We start from the raw sequence: 14,955 nt of genomic DNA, 5'->3' as shown, positions 1-14,955 counted from the left end.
AAGAGACGGGGGGTTGGGGGAGAGGCCAACCCACCCCTCCCCCCCCGTCCCCGCCCCCACCCCTGCCCCCATCCCCGCTGGCCAAGCGACGCGCATGTTCTCGCCATGTGGCCGCCGCCCCCCTGTTCCGCCGCTCCTTGCCTACAATGGCCGGATGATCGCCGGCCAACAGGAGCCGCCATGCCCATCGATCGTCGTCGCTTCCTTGCCTGTTCCGCCGCGCTGGCGGGCGCGCTGACGCCCGCGGTACGCGCCCAATCCGGAACCGCTTCCGCGCCGGCTGCCGCAGGCGCCGGCCCGCTGCGCCGCGCCATTCCGGGCACGCGCGAAACGCTGCCCGTGATCGGGCTCGGTACCGCCGACACCTTCGACGCCGGCACCCAGGGCCTGCAGCAGAGCCCGCTGTCCGAGGTGATGTCGCTGCTGCTGCGAACGCCCGGCGCCGTTCTCGATACCGCGCCCAGCTATGGGGCGGCCGAAGCGGTGACCGGCGAATTGTTGCGCCTGCACAATGGCCGCAGGCAGGTCTTCCTCGCCACCAAGATCTCGGCATCGGCCAGCGGCGCGCCGGCGCAATGGGCGCGTTCGCAGCAGGAGCTGGGCAGCGAGACCGTCGACCTGCTGCAGGTTCACAATCTGATCGACTGGGAGGAGAACCTGCGATTCCTGCGCCGCCTGCAGGAACAGGGCAAGACGCGCTATATCGGCGTCACGCACTATCGCGCCGATGCGCACGAGCGGCTCGAGCAGATCGTGCACAACGAGAAGATCGACTTCGTGCAGATCAACTATTCGCTGGGCGAGCGCGAGGCCGAACGCCGGCTGCTGCCGCTGTGCCGGCAGCGCGGCATCGGCGTGCTGATCAACCGGCCGTTCCAGGACGGGCGGCTGTTCCGCGCGGTGCAAGGGCGGCCGTTGCCGCCGTGGGCTGCCGATCTCGATTGCAGCAGCTGGGGCCAGCTCTTCCTCAAATTCATCGTCAGCCATCCGGCGGTGACCGCGGCGATTCCGGCCACCTCCAATCCGCGCCATATGCGCGACAACCTCGGCGCGGCGCTTGGCCGGATGCCGGACGCGAAGCAGCGCGAGCAGATCGCCGCGCTGCTGGCCTAGCGCCCCACCCACCCGCTCGAACACGGCATGGCCGCCGCTCCGTCACCGCCGCCCAGCCCCGGCCGCCTCGGCGCACTGGGCATCCGTCCCGGCGAACACGCGGCCGTGGTCGCGGCTTTCGTGTTTTTCTTCTGCCTGTTTGCCAGCTACTTCATGCTGCGGCCGGTGCGGGAAACGATGGGCATCGCCGGCGGCGTGCGGAACCTGCAATGGCTGTTCACCGCGACCTTCGTCGTGATGCTGGCCGCGATTCCGCTGTACGGCCTGGTCAGCTCGCGGCTGCCGCGGCGGCGCTTCGTGCCGTGGGTCTATGCGTTCTTCATCGCCAATCTGCTGGTCTTCGCGCTGGCCACGCGGGCGCGGCCCGACGATGTCTGGCTGGCGCGCGTGTTCTACGTGTGGCTGTCGGTGTTCAATCTGTTCGTGGTGTCGGTGGCCTGGAGCCTGATGGCGGACGTGTTCCGCCCCGAGCAGGCGCGCCGGCTGTTCCCGGTGATCGCGGCCGGCGCCAGCGTCGGCGGCCTGGCCGGGCCGCTGCTGTCGGGCTGGCTGGTCGAACCCATCGGGCTGACCGGGCTGATGCTGCTGTCGGCCGTACTGCTGGCCGCGACGCTGCCGGGTTGTGCGTGGCTGTTTCGCTGGCGGGCACGGGCCGGGGCCGGTGCTGCGGTCGGCGCCATCCCGCCGCGCGATGCGGCGGCGCGTGCCGGCTCGGTGCACCATGCAGACGCGCCGCGCGACGATCCGCGCGACCCGATCGGCGGCAGCCTGCTGGCCGGCCTGACGCTGATCGCGCGCTCGCGCTATCTGCTCGGCATCGCGCTGTTCGTGATCCTGCTGTCGACCGCCAGCACCTTCCTGTACTTCGAACAGGCGCGGCTGGTCGCCGAGACCTTCCCGAGCCGCACCGAACAGACCCGCGTGTTCAGCGCGATCGACGCGATCGTGCAGGCCGCCACCATCGCGATCCAGCTGTTTTTCTCCGGCCAGGTGGCGCGGCGCTACGGCGTGACCGCGCTGCTGACCGTGGTGCCGCTGGCGGTGGCCGGCGGCTTCGTGATGCTGGCGATCTGGCCGGTGTTCGGCGTGCTGGCCGGCGTGATGGTGCTGCGCCGCGTCGGCGAGTATGCGATGGTGCGGCCCGGCCGCGAGATGCTGTTCACCGTGGTCGATGCCGAGACCAAGTACAAGGCCAAGAACGTCATCGACACGATGGTCTATCGCGCCGGCGATGCCGTCAGCGCCTGGGTCAAGACCGGCATCGATGCGCTGGCCGGCCATCCCGCGGTGGTGGCCGTGGCCGGCGCCGTGCTCGCCCTGGTCTGGGGCTTGCTTGGCTGGTGGCTGGGCCGGCGTCACCAGGGGGCCGCCGACCTGCCTGCGCGGGCCGCCACCTCCACGGCCGAGGCCGCGGCCCGCATGCCGGGCCGGTAGCCCTCGCATTCGGCCAAAATGGCGGCATGCGGGGCCAAGCGGGCCAGACCGCCCCGCCCGCCCGACGCCGCAGGCGTTACAGTGTCAGCCGAGCATGCGGGACCGGCACCGCCGGGCCGCCAACCACCGATCGATCGTATCGTCGCCGCGCACCCGCGCGTCGCCACCGAAGGAAAGCCGCCATGAAAACCAAAGCCGCCGTCGCCTGGAAAGCAGGCGCCCCGTTGACCGTCGAGGAAGTCGATCTGGCCGGACCGCGCGCCGGCGAGGTGCTGGTCGAGATCAAGGCCACCGGCATCTGCCATACCGACTACTACACGCTGTCGGGCGCGGACCCCGAGGGCATCTTCCCCGCCATCCTCGGCCATGAGGGCGCCGGCGTGGTCACGGAGGTCGGCCCCGGCGTGACCTCGCTCAAGCCCGGCGACCATGTGATTCCGCTTTACACGCCCGAATGCCGCCAGTGCAAGTTCTGCCTGTCGCGCAAGACCAATCTCTGCCAGGCGATCCGCGCGACCCAGGGCAAGGGCCTGATGCCCGACGGCACCTCGCGCTTCTCGCTCGACGGCAAGCCGATCTTCCACTACATGGGCACGTCGACCTTCGCCAACCACATCGTGGTGCCGGAGATCGCGCTGGCGAAGATCCGCGAGGACGCGCCGTTCGACAAGGTCTGCTATATCGGCTGCGGCGTGACCACCGGCGTGGGCGCGGTGCTGTTCACGGCGAAGGTCGAGGCCGGCGCCAATGTGGTGGTGTTCGGCCTGGGCGGCATCGGCCTGAACGTGATCCAGGGCGCGAAGATGGTCGGCGCCGACAAGATCATCGGCGTCGACATCAACCCGAATCGCGAGGCGCTGGCGCGGCAATTCGGCATGACGCATTTCGTCAATCCGAACGACGTCGAGAACGTGGTCGACCATATCGTGCACCTGACCGACGGCGGCGCCGATTACTCGTTCGAATGCATCGGCAACACCAAGGTCATGCGCCAGGCGCTGGAGTGCTGCCACAAGGGCTGGGGCAAGTCGATCATCATCGGCGTGGCCGAGGCCGGCGCCGAGATCTCGACCCGCCCGTTCCAGCTGGTGACCGGCCGCGAGTGGAAGGGCTCGGCGTTCGGCGGCGCCCGCGGCCGCACCGACGTGCCGAAGATCGTCGACTGGTATATGGACGGCAAGCTCAATATCGACGACCTGATCACGCATACGCTGCCGCTGGAGCGGATCAACGAGGGCTTCGACCTGATGAAGCGCGGCGAGTCGATCCGTTCGGTGGTGCTTTACTGAGGCCGGAGGCGCAACGCTCATGCTCGAACTGCTCTCCGAGCACGGCTGCTTCGGCGGCGTGCAGCGCTTCTACCGGCATGCGTCGACCGCGGTCGGGCTGCCGATGCGCTTCTCGGTCTTCCTGCCGCCGGCGGCGCTCGCCGGCGTCGGCACGCCGCGGCCGGCGCTGTTCTATCTGGCCGGCCTGACCTGCACCGAAGAGACCTTCATGATCAAGGGCGGCGCGCAGCGGCTCGCGGCGCAGCTCGGCCTGATCCTGGTCGCGCCCGACACCAGCCCCCGCGACACCGGCATTGCCGGCGAGGCGGACGAATGGGACTTCGGGGCCGGTGCGGGCTTCTATCTGGATGCCACGCAGGCACCGTGGAACGCGCACTGGCGCATGGAAAGCTATGTCGTCGGCGAGCTCCACGATCTGGTGGTCGGCGAGCTGGGCGCCGACCCGCAGCGCATCGGCATCTTCGGCCATTCGATGGGCGGCCACGGCGCACTGGTGCTGGCGCAGCGCCATCGCGGCCGCTTCCGCTCGGTATCGGCGTTCGCGCCGATCGCCGCGCCGTCGCAATGCCCGTGGGGCGAGAAGGCGTTCAGCCGCTATCTCGGCGAGGACCGTGCGCAATGGCTGCAGTACGACGCCAGCGCGCTGATGCAGGCGCAACCCGACGCGCCCTTCCCCGGCGGCATCCTGATCGATCAGGGACTGGCGGACAAATTCCTGGCCGACCAGCTCCATCCGGAAGCCTTCGAAGCGGCGTGCGCCGCGGTCGGCCAGCCGCTGACCCTGCGGCGGCACCAGGGCTACGACCACGGGTATTACTTCATCGCGACGTGGATGGAGGACCATCTGCGCCATCACGCCAGCCAGCTTGGCGACGGCGCGCCCCGCGCCAACGGCACGCCCGGCAACTGATCGACAGACCACCCGCGGGAGGGCACCGGGCCGGTGCCCTCCCGGCGCCGCTTCGCGTTATCTAAAGCCCGAATCCCGAATGCGATAGCCGCGCCAGGCGGGATCGCTCAACATGCGCCGCGAATCAGAACTGCCAGAGACGTGATCGCGTTCGGCAGCACCAGGCATCGCGGTGATGCCTGCTGACAACGGGATCGGCACATGGCACGCGGGGATTTCATCAGGTTCGCATCGGTTTCCAAGACTTACGACGGCGCTCATGCCGTCGTCCGCGCACTGGACCTGTGCGTGCGCGAGGGCGAATTCCTGACCCTGCTCGGCCCGTCGGGCTGCGGCAAGACCACCACCCTGATGATGCTGGCGGGCTTCGAGGCCCCGACCCACGGCGAGATCCATCTGGACGGCGAACGCATCGACCGCGTGCCGCCGCACCGGCGCAACATCGGCATGGTGTTCCAGAACTACGCGCTGTTTCCCCATATGACGGTGGCGGAGAACGTCGCCTTTCCCCTGCAGATGCGCCATCTGGCCAACCGCCAGATCCGCGAACGCGTCGGCGAGGCACTGGAGATGGTGCGCCTGCAGCCGTACGCGCATCGCCGGCCGGCACAACTTTCCGGCGGGCAACAGCAACGGGTGGCGCTGGCACGGGCGCTGGTGTACCGGCCCAGCCTGATCCTGATGGACGAACCGCTGAGCGCGCTGGACAAGCAGCTGCGCGAGCAGATGCAGTGGGAAATCAAGCAGCTGCATGCCCGCGTCGGTATCACCGTGGTCTACGTGACGCACGACCAGGCCGAGGCGCTGACGATGTCCGACCGGATCGGCGTGATGAACGAGGGCGTGCTGCAGCAGCTCGCCACGCCGGCCGACCTTTACGACAACCCCGCGAACGCCTTCGTCGCGCGCTTCGTCGGCGAGAACAATGTCCTGACCGCGCAGGTCGCCGCCATCGACGGCGGCCATTGCACGCTGCGGCTGGCCGACGGTTCGCTGGTACAGGCGCGAGCCGGTGCCGGCTTGCGCGAGGGCCAGGCCGCCTCGCTGACGCTGCGTCCCGAGAAGATCGTGCTCGCACCCGCGGCGGCCGCGGGCTTGAACACGGCATCGGCGCAGATCGCCGGCGTCGTCTACTGCGGCGACCACCTGCGGGTGTGGGTGGACAGCTGCGGCCTGGGCGAGGTTCTGATCAAGGCGCCGACGCAGGGCGCCGGCGCTCCCTTCGTCCCCGGCGGCAGCGTCGCCATCGGCTGGATGCGGGACCACTGCCTCGCTCTGCCCCTGCATTGAATGCCGGAACCTCCCGGCACGATCCACCCTCCCGACACCATCCCTGTACTTTCGCTCTCGACCATGCGTATCCCATCCCTGCTCCATGCCGGTGCCGTCGCGCCGTTTCTGATCTGGGCCGCCGCGGTGCCGGCCCAGCCCTCGCTGACCGTGGCGTCCTGGGGCGGCGCCTACAGCAAGAGCCAGCGCGAGGTCTACTTCGAGCCGTTCGCGAAGGCCACCGGCATCGCGGTCCGCGAGGACGAGTGGGACGGCTCGGTCGCCCGGATCCGCGCGATGGTCGACAGCCGTCATGTCTCCTGGGGCGTGGTCGACATCTTTCCGGTCGAGGCGCTGCAGGGTTGCGAGGAGGGTTGGCTCGAGAAGATCGACTACAGCCAGCTCGGCGGCAAGCAGGCATTCGTCGAGGGTGCTGCCATGGAATGCGCGGTCGGCACCGTGCTGTACTCGACCATCTACGCGTACAACGCCGACCGCTTTCCAGCAGGCGGACCGACGACCATGGCCGACTTCTGGAACGTCAAGAAATATCCGGGACCGCGGGCCATGCAGAAGACGCCGCGCACGACGCTGGAGTTCGCCTTGATCGCCGATGGCGTGCCGGCACGCGACGTCTACCGGGTACTCGGCACCAGGGAAGGCGTCGCGCGGGCATTTCGCAAGCTGGACGAGATCAAGCCTTACGTCAAGGTCTGGTGGACCGCCGGTGCCCAGCCCGTACAGCTGCTGGCCGACGGCCAGGTCGTGATGACCACCGCATGGAATGGCCGGGTCTTCGACGCGGTCAAGAACAACGGCAAGAACTTCAGGATCGTCTGGGACGGGCAGGCAATGGATTTTGACCTGTGGGCCATTCCCAAGGGCACGCCGCAGCGGGCCGCGGCCCAGCAGTTCATTGCCTTCGCCTCGCGGCCCGACATCATGAGCAAGCACCCCGCCTATCTGCGGTACGCGCCCACCACCAAGGCAGCGGTACAGCGCTTGTCGCCGGACATTCTCAAGGACCTGCCCAGCGCGCCCCAGAACAGCAAGAACGCCTTCGTGGTGTCGGCCCGCTTCTGGGCGGACAACGATCAGGAACTGACCGAGCGCTTCAACCAGTGGCTCGCGCGCTGACGCGGCGGGTCGGACTCCGGATACCCTCTACCGCGTGACGGGACACAGATGTCGATTTCATTGCGCGACGCCGATCCGGCCGGTGCCATCGCCGGCGCAGCACGCCGCCGATTCCGACAGGCCATCGCGCCGCGCCGCGGGCTGATGGCGCTGGCACTGGTGGCGCCCCTGTTCCTGTTTCTGCTCGCCACCTTCGTCGCGCCAGTCGCGACGCTGCTGGTACGAAGCGTCGACAACCGCGAGATCGGCCGCGTGCTGCCGCACACGGCCAAGGCATTGCACGCATGGGATGGCACCGGGCTTCCCGATGAACACGCCTTCGCCGCCCTGGCGGACGACCTGCGGAGCGGCTCGCGGGAAGACGTTGCAGCGGTAGCGCGCCTGCTCAATACGTATCACCCCGGCGCACGCTCGCTGCTGATCCGAACGGCCCGGACGATCGCACAACACGACGGCATCGACGCGCCCGCGCCTCGGGGCCGGCTGGTCCGGATCGACCCGGCCTGGAACGAGGCGCCGATCTGGCAGGCGCTGCGCCGAGCCCTGCCGCCCTTCACCGATCACTATCTGCTCGCCGCGCTCGATCTGCGCCGCGAAGCGTCGGGCGCCATCGTCGCCGTCGAGCCGGACAGCGCCATCTATCGCGACGTGCTTGGACGGACGCTGGGGGTCAGCCTCAGCGTGACCGTCGGCTGTCTGCTGCTCGGCTATCCGCTGGCCTATCTGATGGCCCAGGCCGGACCCCGCACGGCGCGCATCCTGCTGCTGCTCGTGCTGCTGCCGTTCTGGACCTCGCTGCTGGTGCGCACCACCGCATGGGCCGTCGTGCTGCAGAACCAGGGTGTGCTGAACACGCTGCTGGCCTGGACCGGCCTGATCGATCCAGGCCACCCGCCCGAGCTGATCTACAACCGGACGGGCGTGCTGATCGCGATGATCCATATCCTGCTGCCGTTCATGATCCTGCCGGTGCATGGCGCCATGAAGGCCATACCGGCCAATTACCTGCGCGCTGCCGCTTCGCTCGGCGCGCCGCCTCGCAAAGCCTTCCTTCGTGTCTTCCTTCCCTTGAGCATGCCCGGAGTCGTCGCCGGGACCTTGATGGTGTTCATCCTGGCGCTGGGGTACTACATCACGCCCTCGCTGGTGGGCGGCACGCAGGACCAGATGCTGGGCTTCTACATCGCCTACTTCGCCAACCAGGTCAGCAACTGGGGCATGGCGGCGGCACTGAGCGCCATCCTGCTCGCCGCCATCGTGCTGCTCTACGCGGTGTTCCATCGGGTCGTGGGCATCGATCGCCTGCGGATCGGATGACCGCGCCCCGCCCCGCTGCTACCCCGCTGCCGTCCCACCGCCAACCCACCCGCGTTGCCATGCCCGCCTCGTCTCTCCTGCTCCGGCTGTTCTGCGCCGGCGTCCTGATCTATCTGCTGGCGCCGATCCTGTCGATCATCCCGCTGTCGTTCAATGCGGAGCCGTCATTCACTTATCCGATGGCAGGCTGGTCGCTGCGGTGGTACCGCGATTTTCTTGGCTCGGAGGCATGGCAGCTGGCGCTGAAGAACAGCGTGATCGTGGCCGTCGGCAGCACGCTTGCCGCGGGTGTACTCGGCACGCTGGCGGCGCTTGGCCTGAGCCAGCGCCAGTGCCCGCTGCGCGCCGGCCTGATGGCGGTACTCATCGCGCCGATGGTCGTGCCCGTCGTCATCACGGCGGTGGGGTTCTACGCCGTCTTCGCGCAACTTGGCCTGCTGAACTCCCTCGCCGGTCTGATCGTCGCCCACACCGCATTGGGCGCCCCGTTCGTGGTCATCACCGTCACCGCGACGCTGTCCCGCTTCGACAACAGGCTGATGTGGGCGGCCGCGAGCCTCGGCGCGGGGCCGGGCACGGCATTCCGGCGCGTCATGCTGCCCGCCATCGCGCCCGGCATTGCCGCAGGCATGGTGTTCGCGTTCGTGACGTCGCTCGATGAAGTCGTGATTGCGCTCTTCCTGGCCGGACCGGAGCAGCGAACCTTGCCGCGGCAGATGTGGAGCGGCATGCGGGAATCGATCAGCCCCACCATCACGGCGGTGGCGAGCCTGCTGATCGTGCTGTCGTGCGCCTCGCTGGCCGCGGCGCAATGGCTGCAGGGACGCGCTGCCCGTCAATCGGCTGGAACGGCCGGTGCGGGAAGTACCGACACGCGGCCTACGCCGCCGCACCGAAGCGCTGGCGATAGTCGCGCGGCGTGATGCCGAGATGACGCAGAAAGGCGCGCCGCAGCGCTTCGTCGGAACCGAAGCCGCTGCGCGCGGCCACCGCCTTCAACGGCAACTCGCCCTGTTCGAGCAGGCGGCGCGCCGATTCGAGCCGCGCCGATTCGATGAAGGCGCTCGGACTCGCGCCGGTCTCGCGCGCAAACACGCGGCGGAAATTGCGCTCGCTCATCGCCGCCCGCGCGGCCATCTCGCTCATCGTGAAGGCGCGCGTCAGATCGCGCAGGATCCAGTCCTGCACCTCCCTGACGCCCGCGTGGCCGGTGGTCTGGCTGGCCAGATGCACGCTGAATTGCGACTGGCCGCCGGGCCGCTTCAGGAACACCACCAGCTCGCGGGCCAGATCGAGCGCGATCTCGCGTCCCAGATCCTCTTCGACGATGGCCAGCGCCAGGTCGATGCCGGCCGTGACGCCCGCCGACGTCCACAGCTTGCCCTGGCGCACGAAGATCGCATCGGGATCGACGGTCACCGCGGGAAAGCGCTGCCTCAGCAGCGGCGCGACGCTCCAGTGCGTGGTCGCGCGCTTGCCGTCGAGCAGGCCGGCGGCGGCGAGAAAGAACGACCCCGAACACAGCGCCACCAGCCGGCCGATGCGCGGCGCCACTGCGCGCGCCCACGGCACGATCTCCTCCGCTTCCCGCAACGCGCCTTCGATATCGCGCGCGCCGACGATCACCGCGGTATCGGGCAGCAGCACGGTGTCGAGCCGCGCGGTCGCCTCCAGCGTCATCAGCGTGTCGGAACGCACCGGGCCCACGCGCGTCGAGACGATCCGCGTGCGATAGGCGGGCGGCCGGCCGCGCCTGGCCAGCTGCAGGTTCGCATAGTCGAACACCGTCATCGGCCCGACCGCCTCCATGGCCTTGAAGCCGGGATAGACGACGAGATCGATCTGATGGGGTGCGGGGGACGGCTGGGACATGAAGCGGCGAGCGCGAGCGGCCGGCGCGACCGGCTGGCGGGATGGTGAAAAACGAAAGGCCACAGTGTAAACGAGGCAGTGTTCCGGCTTTCAGCGATGCATCTTGCTGCGCGATTCCACTCGCGCCGGTTCTCTCCCCTCTCCCGCTTGCGGGAGAGGGGTCGGGGGAGAGGGCAAGCGGCGTTGGCAGTGCGACCGCCGCCCCCCTCTCCCCGACCCTCTCCCCGGTGGGGAGAGGGAGAACACATCTGCCTGCTGCAGGCGGGAGAGGACAGCAACATCGGACCGCCACGCCCGCTTGCTATCATGAACTGCAGACCGTCGCGCCCCCACCCTCCCGATCACCGCCTGATCACTTCGCTGCGAGCCGCCCGTGCCCCATGAAGTCAGTCTGATCACCACCATCGCCGCCGGCCTCGGTCTGGCGCTCGTCTTCGGCTTCATCTGCGCCCGCTTCGGCGCGCCGGCGCTGGTCGGCTATCTGCTGGCCGGCATCGTGATCGGGCCCGCCACGCCCGGCTTCGTCGCCGACATGGCCCTGGCGGGCCAGCTGGCCGAGATCGGCGTGATGCTGCTGATGTTCGGCGTCGGCCTGCATTTTTCGCTGGAAGACCTGCTGTCGGTGCGCCGGATCGCGCTGCCCGGTGCGATCGTGCAGATCGCCTTTGCCACCGCGCTCGGGGCCGGCGTGACGCGGCTATGGGGCTGGCCGCTGGCCGATGCGCTGGTGTTCGGGCTGTGCCTGTCGGTCGCCAGCACCGTGGTGCTGCTGCGCGCGCTGGAGCAGCGCGGCACGCTGGAGTCGGTCAATGGCCGGATCGCGGTCGGCTGGCTGGTGGTCGAGGATCTGGTGATGGTGCTGGTGCTGGTGATGCTGCCCGCGCTGGCCGAGGTCTTCGGCACGGTGCCTGCCGGCCAGGCGGCGGCGATCGCGTCCGGCGGCAACGGCGCCGTGCAGCCCGACGCCGGCGCCTCGCTATGGGCCACGGTCGGCGCCACGCTGGGCCGCGTCGCGATCTTTATCGCGCTGATGCTGCTGGTGGGCCGCCGGGTGTTTCCGTGGCTGCTGTGGCAGGTCGCGCGCACCGGCTCGAACGAGCTGTTCACGCTGTGCCTGGTCGCGGCCGCCGTGGGCATCGCCTACGGCTCGGCGGTGCTGTTCGGCGTGTCGTTCGCGCTCGGCGCCTTCTTCGCCGGCATGGTGCTGCGCGGCTCGGCGCTGAGCCATCGCGCCGCGCAGGAGACGCTGCCGCTGCGCGACGCCTTCTCGGTGCTGTTCTTCGTCTCGGTCGGCATGCTGTTCGATCCGCGCGTGCTGATCGACGCGCCGCTGCAGGTCGTTGCCACGCTGGCCATCGTGATCGTCGGCAAGTCGCTGGCCGCGCTTGCGCTGGTGCTGACCATGCGCTATCCGTTGAACACGGCGCTGACGGTATCGGCCAGCCTCGCGCAGATCGGCGAGTTCTCCTTCATCCTCGCCGGGCTGGGCGTCACGCTGGGCATGCTGACCCCGCACGCCCACAATCTGGTGCTGGCCAGCTCGCTGATCTCGATCGCCCTGAACCCGCTGGTGTTTCGCTCGGTCGAGCCGCTGCAGCGCTGGATCCGCGGGCGCTCGGCGCTGGCGCGCAAGCTCGAACGCAGCGCCGATCCGCTGGCCGAGCTGCCGGCCACCGTCGATCAGGCGATGCTGAGACGGCAGGTGGTGCTGGTGGGCCATGGCCGCGTCGGGCGCCGCATCGCCGCCGCGCTGCGCTCGCATGGCGTGCCGGTGGTCGTGGCCGAGCAGAACCGCGAGATCGTCGAAGCGCTGCGCGAGCAAGGCGTGCCCGCGGTATCGGGCGATGCGGCAGAACCATCCGTGTTGATCCAGGCCCATATCGCGCACGCCGGCATGCTGGTGATCGCCACGCCCGATACCGTCGGCGTGCGGCGCATGGTCGAGATCGCTCGCACGCTGAACCCGGGCATTCGCATCCTGGTGCGCACGCACAGCGAGGACGAGGCCGCGCTGCTGCTGCAGGACCGCGTCGGCGAGGTGTTTCTCGGCGAGCAGGAGTTGGCAACGGCGATGATCCGGCGCGTGCTGGAAACCGCGCGGCAGGACGCCACGGCACGGCCGAATGCCGGCGCCGGCAGCGCTGCCGACACCAGCGGCCAGCGCGCCGACGCGCCGAACTGATTCGCCGCGGTCCCCGGGCCGGGGTTCGCCCCCTCAGTCCGCGCCGGCATGCATGCCGCGATAGACGCCGGGCCGCAGCCCGGTCCAGCGCCGGAACGCGCGATGGAAGGCCCCCGGCTCGGCAAACCCCATCTCGGCGGCGATCTCGGTGATCGGCAACGCGGTATGGCTCAACGCCTCGATCGCCAGATCGCGCCGCAATTCGTCCTTCAGCTGCTGATAGGTGGCGCCCTCCTCCATCAAGCGCCGCCGCAACGACGATGCGGACAGATGCAACGCCGCCGCCAGCCCCTCGAAGGTCGGCCACACGTCCGGCCGCGACTGCCGCAGCAGCCGCCGCACGCGTGCCGCCACGCTGCTGCGGTCGGAATACTTGACCACCACGTTATGCGGCGCGTCGCGCAGGAAGGCCTTGACGCTGCGCTCGTCGTGCCGCACCGGATGGTCCAGCCACGCAGCGTCGAAGATCAGCGCGGTGCCGGGCGCATCGAAGGCGAGCTGGCGCGAATACATGACGCGGTACTCGGCGCTATAGCGGGGCTCGGGATAGCGGAACGTCGCCAGCCGCACCGGCACGCGCCGCCGCGCCAGCCAGCACATCAGCCCATGCAGCATGATCAGCAGCGTCTCCTGCGCGAACACGCCGGGGCGGCGGCGCGACGGCTCGGTCAGCACCAGCGCGGCACGCTCGGGCCCGGCGCCGGGCGCATCGCCATCGTAGCGGCGCAGCAGCCGCACGCCGATGTCGTCGAGCAGCAGCCCGAAGCCGCGCGCGACCCGCTCGAGCCCCTGCCCCACCGTGCGGCTGCCGGCCACCGCATGGCACAGCAGCGCGAAGCTGCCGGGCTTCATCCCGCGCGAGTCCTGGCCGAAGAATTCGTCGCCAAGGGTTGCAGATACCGCCAGCCACAGCGCGCCGTAGCTGGTGGCCGACACGCGCGCCTGCGGCACGGCGAGCATCGCGGGCGCGATCCCGGCGGCGCGCAGCACCGGCTCGGCGTCGATGCCGCGTGCCCGCAGGCCGGAGATCGCATGATGGACAAAGCAGATCGCGACGCTACCTTTTTCCATCGGCACGGTCGGCAGGAACGGGACGCAACGGCGAGGGCATGGAGACGGTCCGAGGGGTGGGTGGGCCGCGGCAAGGCCGCCGGCAGTGGCAAATCAGTTCAGCGCAGTTGACGGATTTTGGCATAGCGCGCGCCGGCATCTCGTTTCTACACTGCGGTCAATCGTCGACCGCCCCGATGCCACCACGACAGCGCCATGTACAGCGAATACACCGAGCAGCAACGCATGATCCGCGACACCGCGCGCGCCTTCGCCGAGGAACGGCTGAAGCCGAACGCCGCGCAATGGGACCGCAGCGGACAACTGCCCGACGAGATCGTCACCGAGATGGGCGCGCTCGGCCTGCTCGGCATGATCGTGCCCGAGCAATGGGGCGGCACCTATACCGACTACATTGCCTACGCGCTGGCGATCGAGGAGATTGCGGCCGGCTGCGCGGCCTGCGCGACGCTGATGAGCGTGCACAGCTCGGTCGGCTGCGGCCCGATCCTGCACTACGGCACCGAGGCACAGAAGGAACGCTATCTGCCGGCGCTGGCCAGCGGCGAGCTGATTGGCGCGTTCTGCCTGACCGAACCGCAGGCCGGCTCCGAGGCCCACAACCTGCGTACGCGTGCGCGTCCGACCGATGATGGCTGGGTGCTGTCGGGCAACAAGCAATTCGTCACCAACGGGCAGCGCGCCGGCATCGCCATCGTCTTTGCCGCGACCGAGCCCGAGCGCGGCAAGCGCGGGCTGTCGGCCTTCCTGGTGCCGACCGGCACACCGGGCTTTCATGTCCATGCCCCCGAGAAGAAGCTCGGCATCCGCGCCTCCGACACCTGCGCAATCACGCTGGAGGACTGCGCCGTACCGCACGACGCGCTGCTCGGCGACACCGGCGAGGGCCTGCGCATCGCGCTGTCGAATCTCGAAGGCGGCCGCATCGGCATCGCCGCGCAGGCGATCGGCATCGCACGCTCGGCCTTCGATGCGGCCTGCCGCTATGCCGGCGAACGCGTGCAGTTCGGCCGGCCGCTGCGCGAGCACGCGCCGATCGCCAACATGCTGGCCGACATGGCGACCGAGCTCAATGCCGCGCGGCTGCTGGTGCATCGCGCCGCGCGCATGCGCAGCGATGGCCAGCCCTGCCTGTCCGAAGCATCGCAGGCCAAGCTCTATGCCTCGGAACTGGCCGAGCGCGTCTGCTCCAAGGCGCTGCAGATCCACGGCGGCTATGGCTACCTCGAGGACTACCCGGTCGAGCGCCACTACCGGGACGCGCGCATCACGCAAATCTATGAGGGCACCAGCGAGATCCAGCGCATGCTGATCGCGCGCTCGCTGTAATTCCAACCCGGCCTTTCCCCTACGGCTTACCG

General features: G+C 69.4%; 12 protein-coding genes. 10 read left to right on the top strand and 2 right to left on the bottom strand.

Annotated elements, in window-relative coordinates; genetic code table 11:
- Positions 1-180 precede the first annotated feature (180 nt).
- From J5T34_RS19430 to J5T34_RS19395, 8 genes are all read left to right on the top strand, one after another.
- Complete coding sequence (locus J5T34_RS19430) at positions 181-1,113, top strand: aldo/keto reductase (RefSeq protein ID WP_208582016.1); 933 nt, start codon at positions 181-183, stop codon at positions 1,111-1,113.
- A 27-nt stretch (positions 1,114-1,140) separates the two neighbouring features.
- Positions 1,141-2,547 (top strand): NTP/NDP exchange transporter, encoded by a 1,407-nt coding sequence (locus tag J5T34_RS19425; RefSeq protein ID WP_208582013.1) that lies wholly within the window; start codon positions 1,141-1,143, stop codon positions 2,545-2,547.
- A 182-nt stretch (positions 2,548-2,729) separates the two neighbouring features.
- Positions 2,730-3,836, top strand: coding sequence for an S-(hydroxymethyl)glutathione dehydrogenase/class III alcohol dehydrogenase (locus tag J5T34_RS19420; protein WP_208582005.1), 1,107 nt, complete (start codon positions 2,730-2,732; stop codon positions 3,834-3,836).
- Between the two features lie 19 nt (positions 3,837-3,855).
- Positions 3,856-4,746, top strand: coding sequence for an S-formylglutathione hydrolase (gene fghA, locus J5T34_RS19415; protein ID WP_208582003.1), 891 nt, complete (start codon positions 3,856-3,858; stop codon positions 4,744-4,746).
- A gap of 201 nt (positions 4,747-4,947) precedes the next feature.
- On the top strand, positions 4,948-6,036 hold the full coding sequence (locus J5T34_RS19410; RefSeq protein WP_208582001.1) for an ABC transporter ATP-binding protein: 1,089 nt from the start codon (positions 4,948-4,950) through the stop codon (positions 6,034-6,036).
- 63 nt (positions 6,037-6,099) lie between these two features.
- Positions 6,100-7,152, top strand: a complete 1,053-nt coding sequence (locus tag J5T34_RS19405; RefSeq protein ID WP_208581999.1) for an ABC transporter substrate-binding protein — start codon at positions 6,100-6,102, stop codon at positions 7,150-7,152.
- A 48-nt stretch (positions 7,153-7,200) separates the two neighbouring features.
- Positions 7,201-8,469: an ABC transporter permease gene (locus J5T34_RS19400; RefSeq protein WP_208581997.1), complete on the top strand. Its 1,269-nt coding sequence runs from the start codon at positions 7,201-7,203 to the stop codon at positions 8,467-8,469.
- A 59-nt stretch (positions 8,470-8,528) separates the two neighbouring features.
- Positions 8,529-9,392 carry an ABC transporter permease gene (locus tag J5T34_RS19395; protein ID WP_208582045.1) on the top strand — a complete coding sequence of 288 codons (864 nt, stop codon included), beginning with the start codon at positions 8,529-8,531 and terminating at the stop codon, positions 9,390-9,392.
- Here J5T34_RS19395 and J5T34_RS19390 read toward each other — a convergent pair.
- Positions 9,349-10,341: a GlxA family transcriptional regulator gene (locus tag J5T34_RS19390; RefSeq protein ID WP_208581995.1), complete on the bottom strand. Its 993-nt coding sequence runs from the start codon at positions 10,339-10,341 to the stop codon at positions 9,349-9,351. The two genes, J5T34_RS19395 and J5T34_RS19390, sit on opposite strands and share 44 nt — an antisense overlap.
- Before the next feature lie 373 nt (positions 10,342-10,714).
- Here J5T34_RS19390 and ybaL point away from each other — a divergent pair, with 373 nt between their 5' ends.
- The gene (gene ybaL, locus J5T34_RS19385) at positions 10,715-12,523 is read left to right on the top strand and encodes a YbaL family putative K(+) efflux transporter (RefSeq protein WP_208581993.1); all 1,809 of its coding nucleotides are present in this window, start codon (positions 10,715-10,717) and stop codon (positions 12,521-12,523) included.
- Positions 12,524-12,556: 33 nt separating this feature from the next.
- Here the strand turns inward: ybaL and J5T34_RS19380 are convergent, their stop codons facing one another.
- Entirely contained in the window at positions 12,557-13,594 is a 1,038-nt protein-coding gene (locus J5T34_RS19380) for an AraC family transcriptional regulator (protein ID WP_208581991.1), read from the bottom strand.
- A gap of 195 nt (positions 13,595-13,789) precedes the next feature.
- Between J5T34_RS19380 and J5T34_RS19375 the strand changes: the two genes are divergently transcribed.
- A complete protein-coding gene (locus J5T34_RS19375) occupies positions 13,790-14,923 on the top strand; it encodes an acyl-CoA dehydrogenase family protein (protein WP_208581989.1) in 1,134 nt (377 codons plus the stop codon).
- Positions 14,924-14,955 lie beyond the last annotated feature (32 nt).

Origin of the sequence: Cupriavidus gilardii, from assembly GCF_017598945.1 — a bacterium.
Lineage (GTDB): Bacteria > Pseudomonadota > Gammaproteobacteria > Burkholderiales > Burkholderiaceae > Cupriavidus > Cupriavidus gilardii_E.
This window is presented reverse-complemented; position numbering and strand designations above follow the sequence as displayed.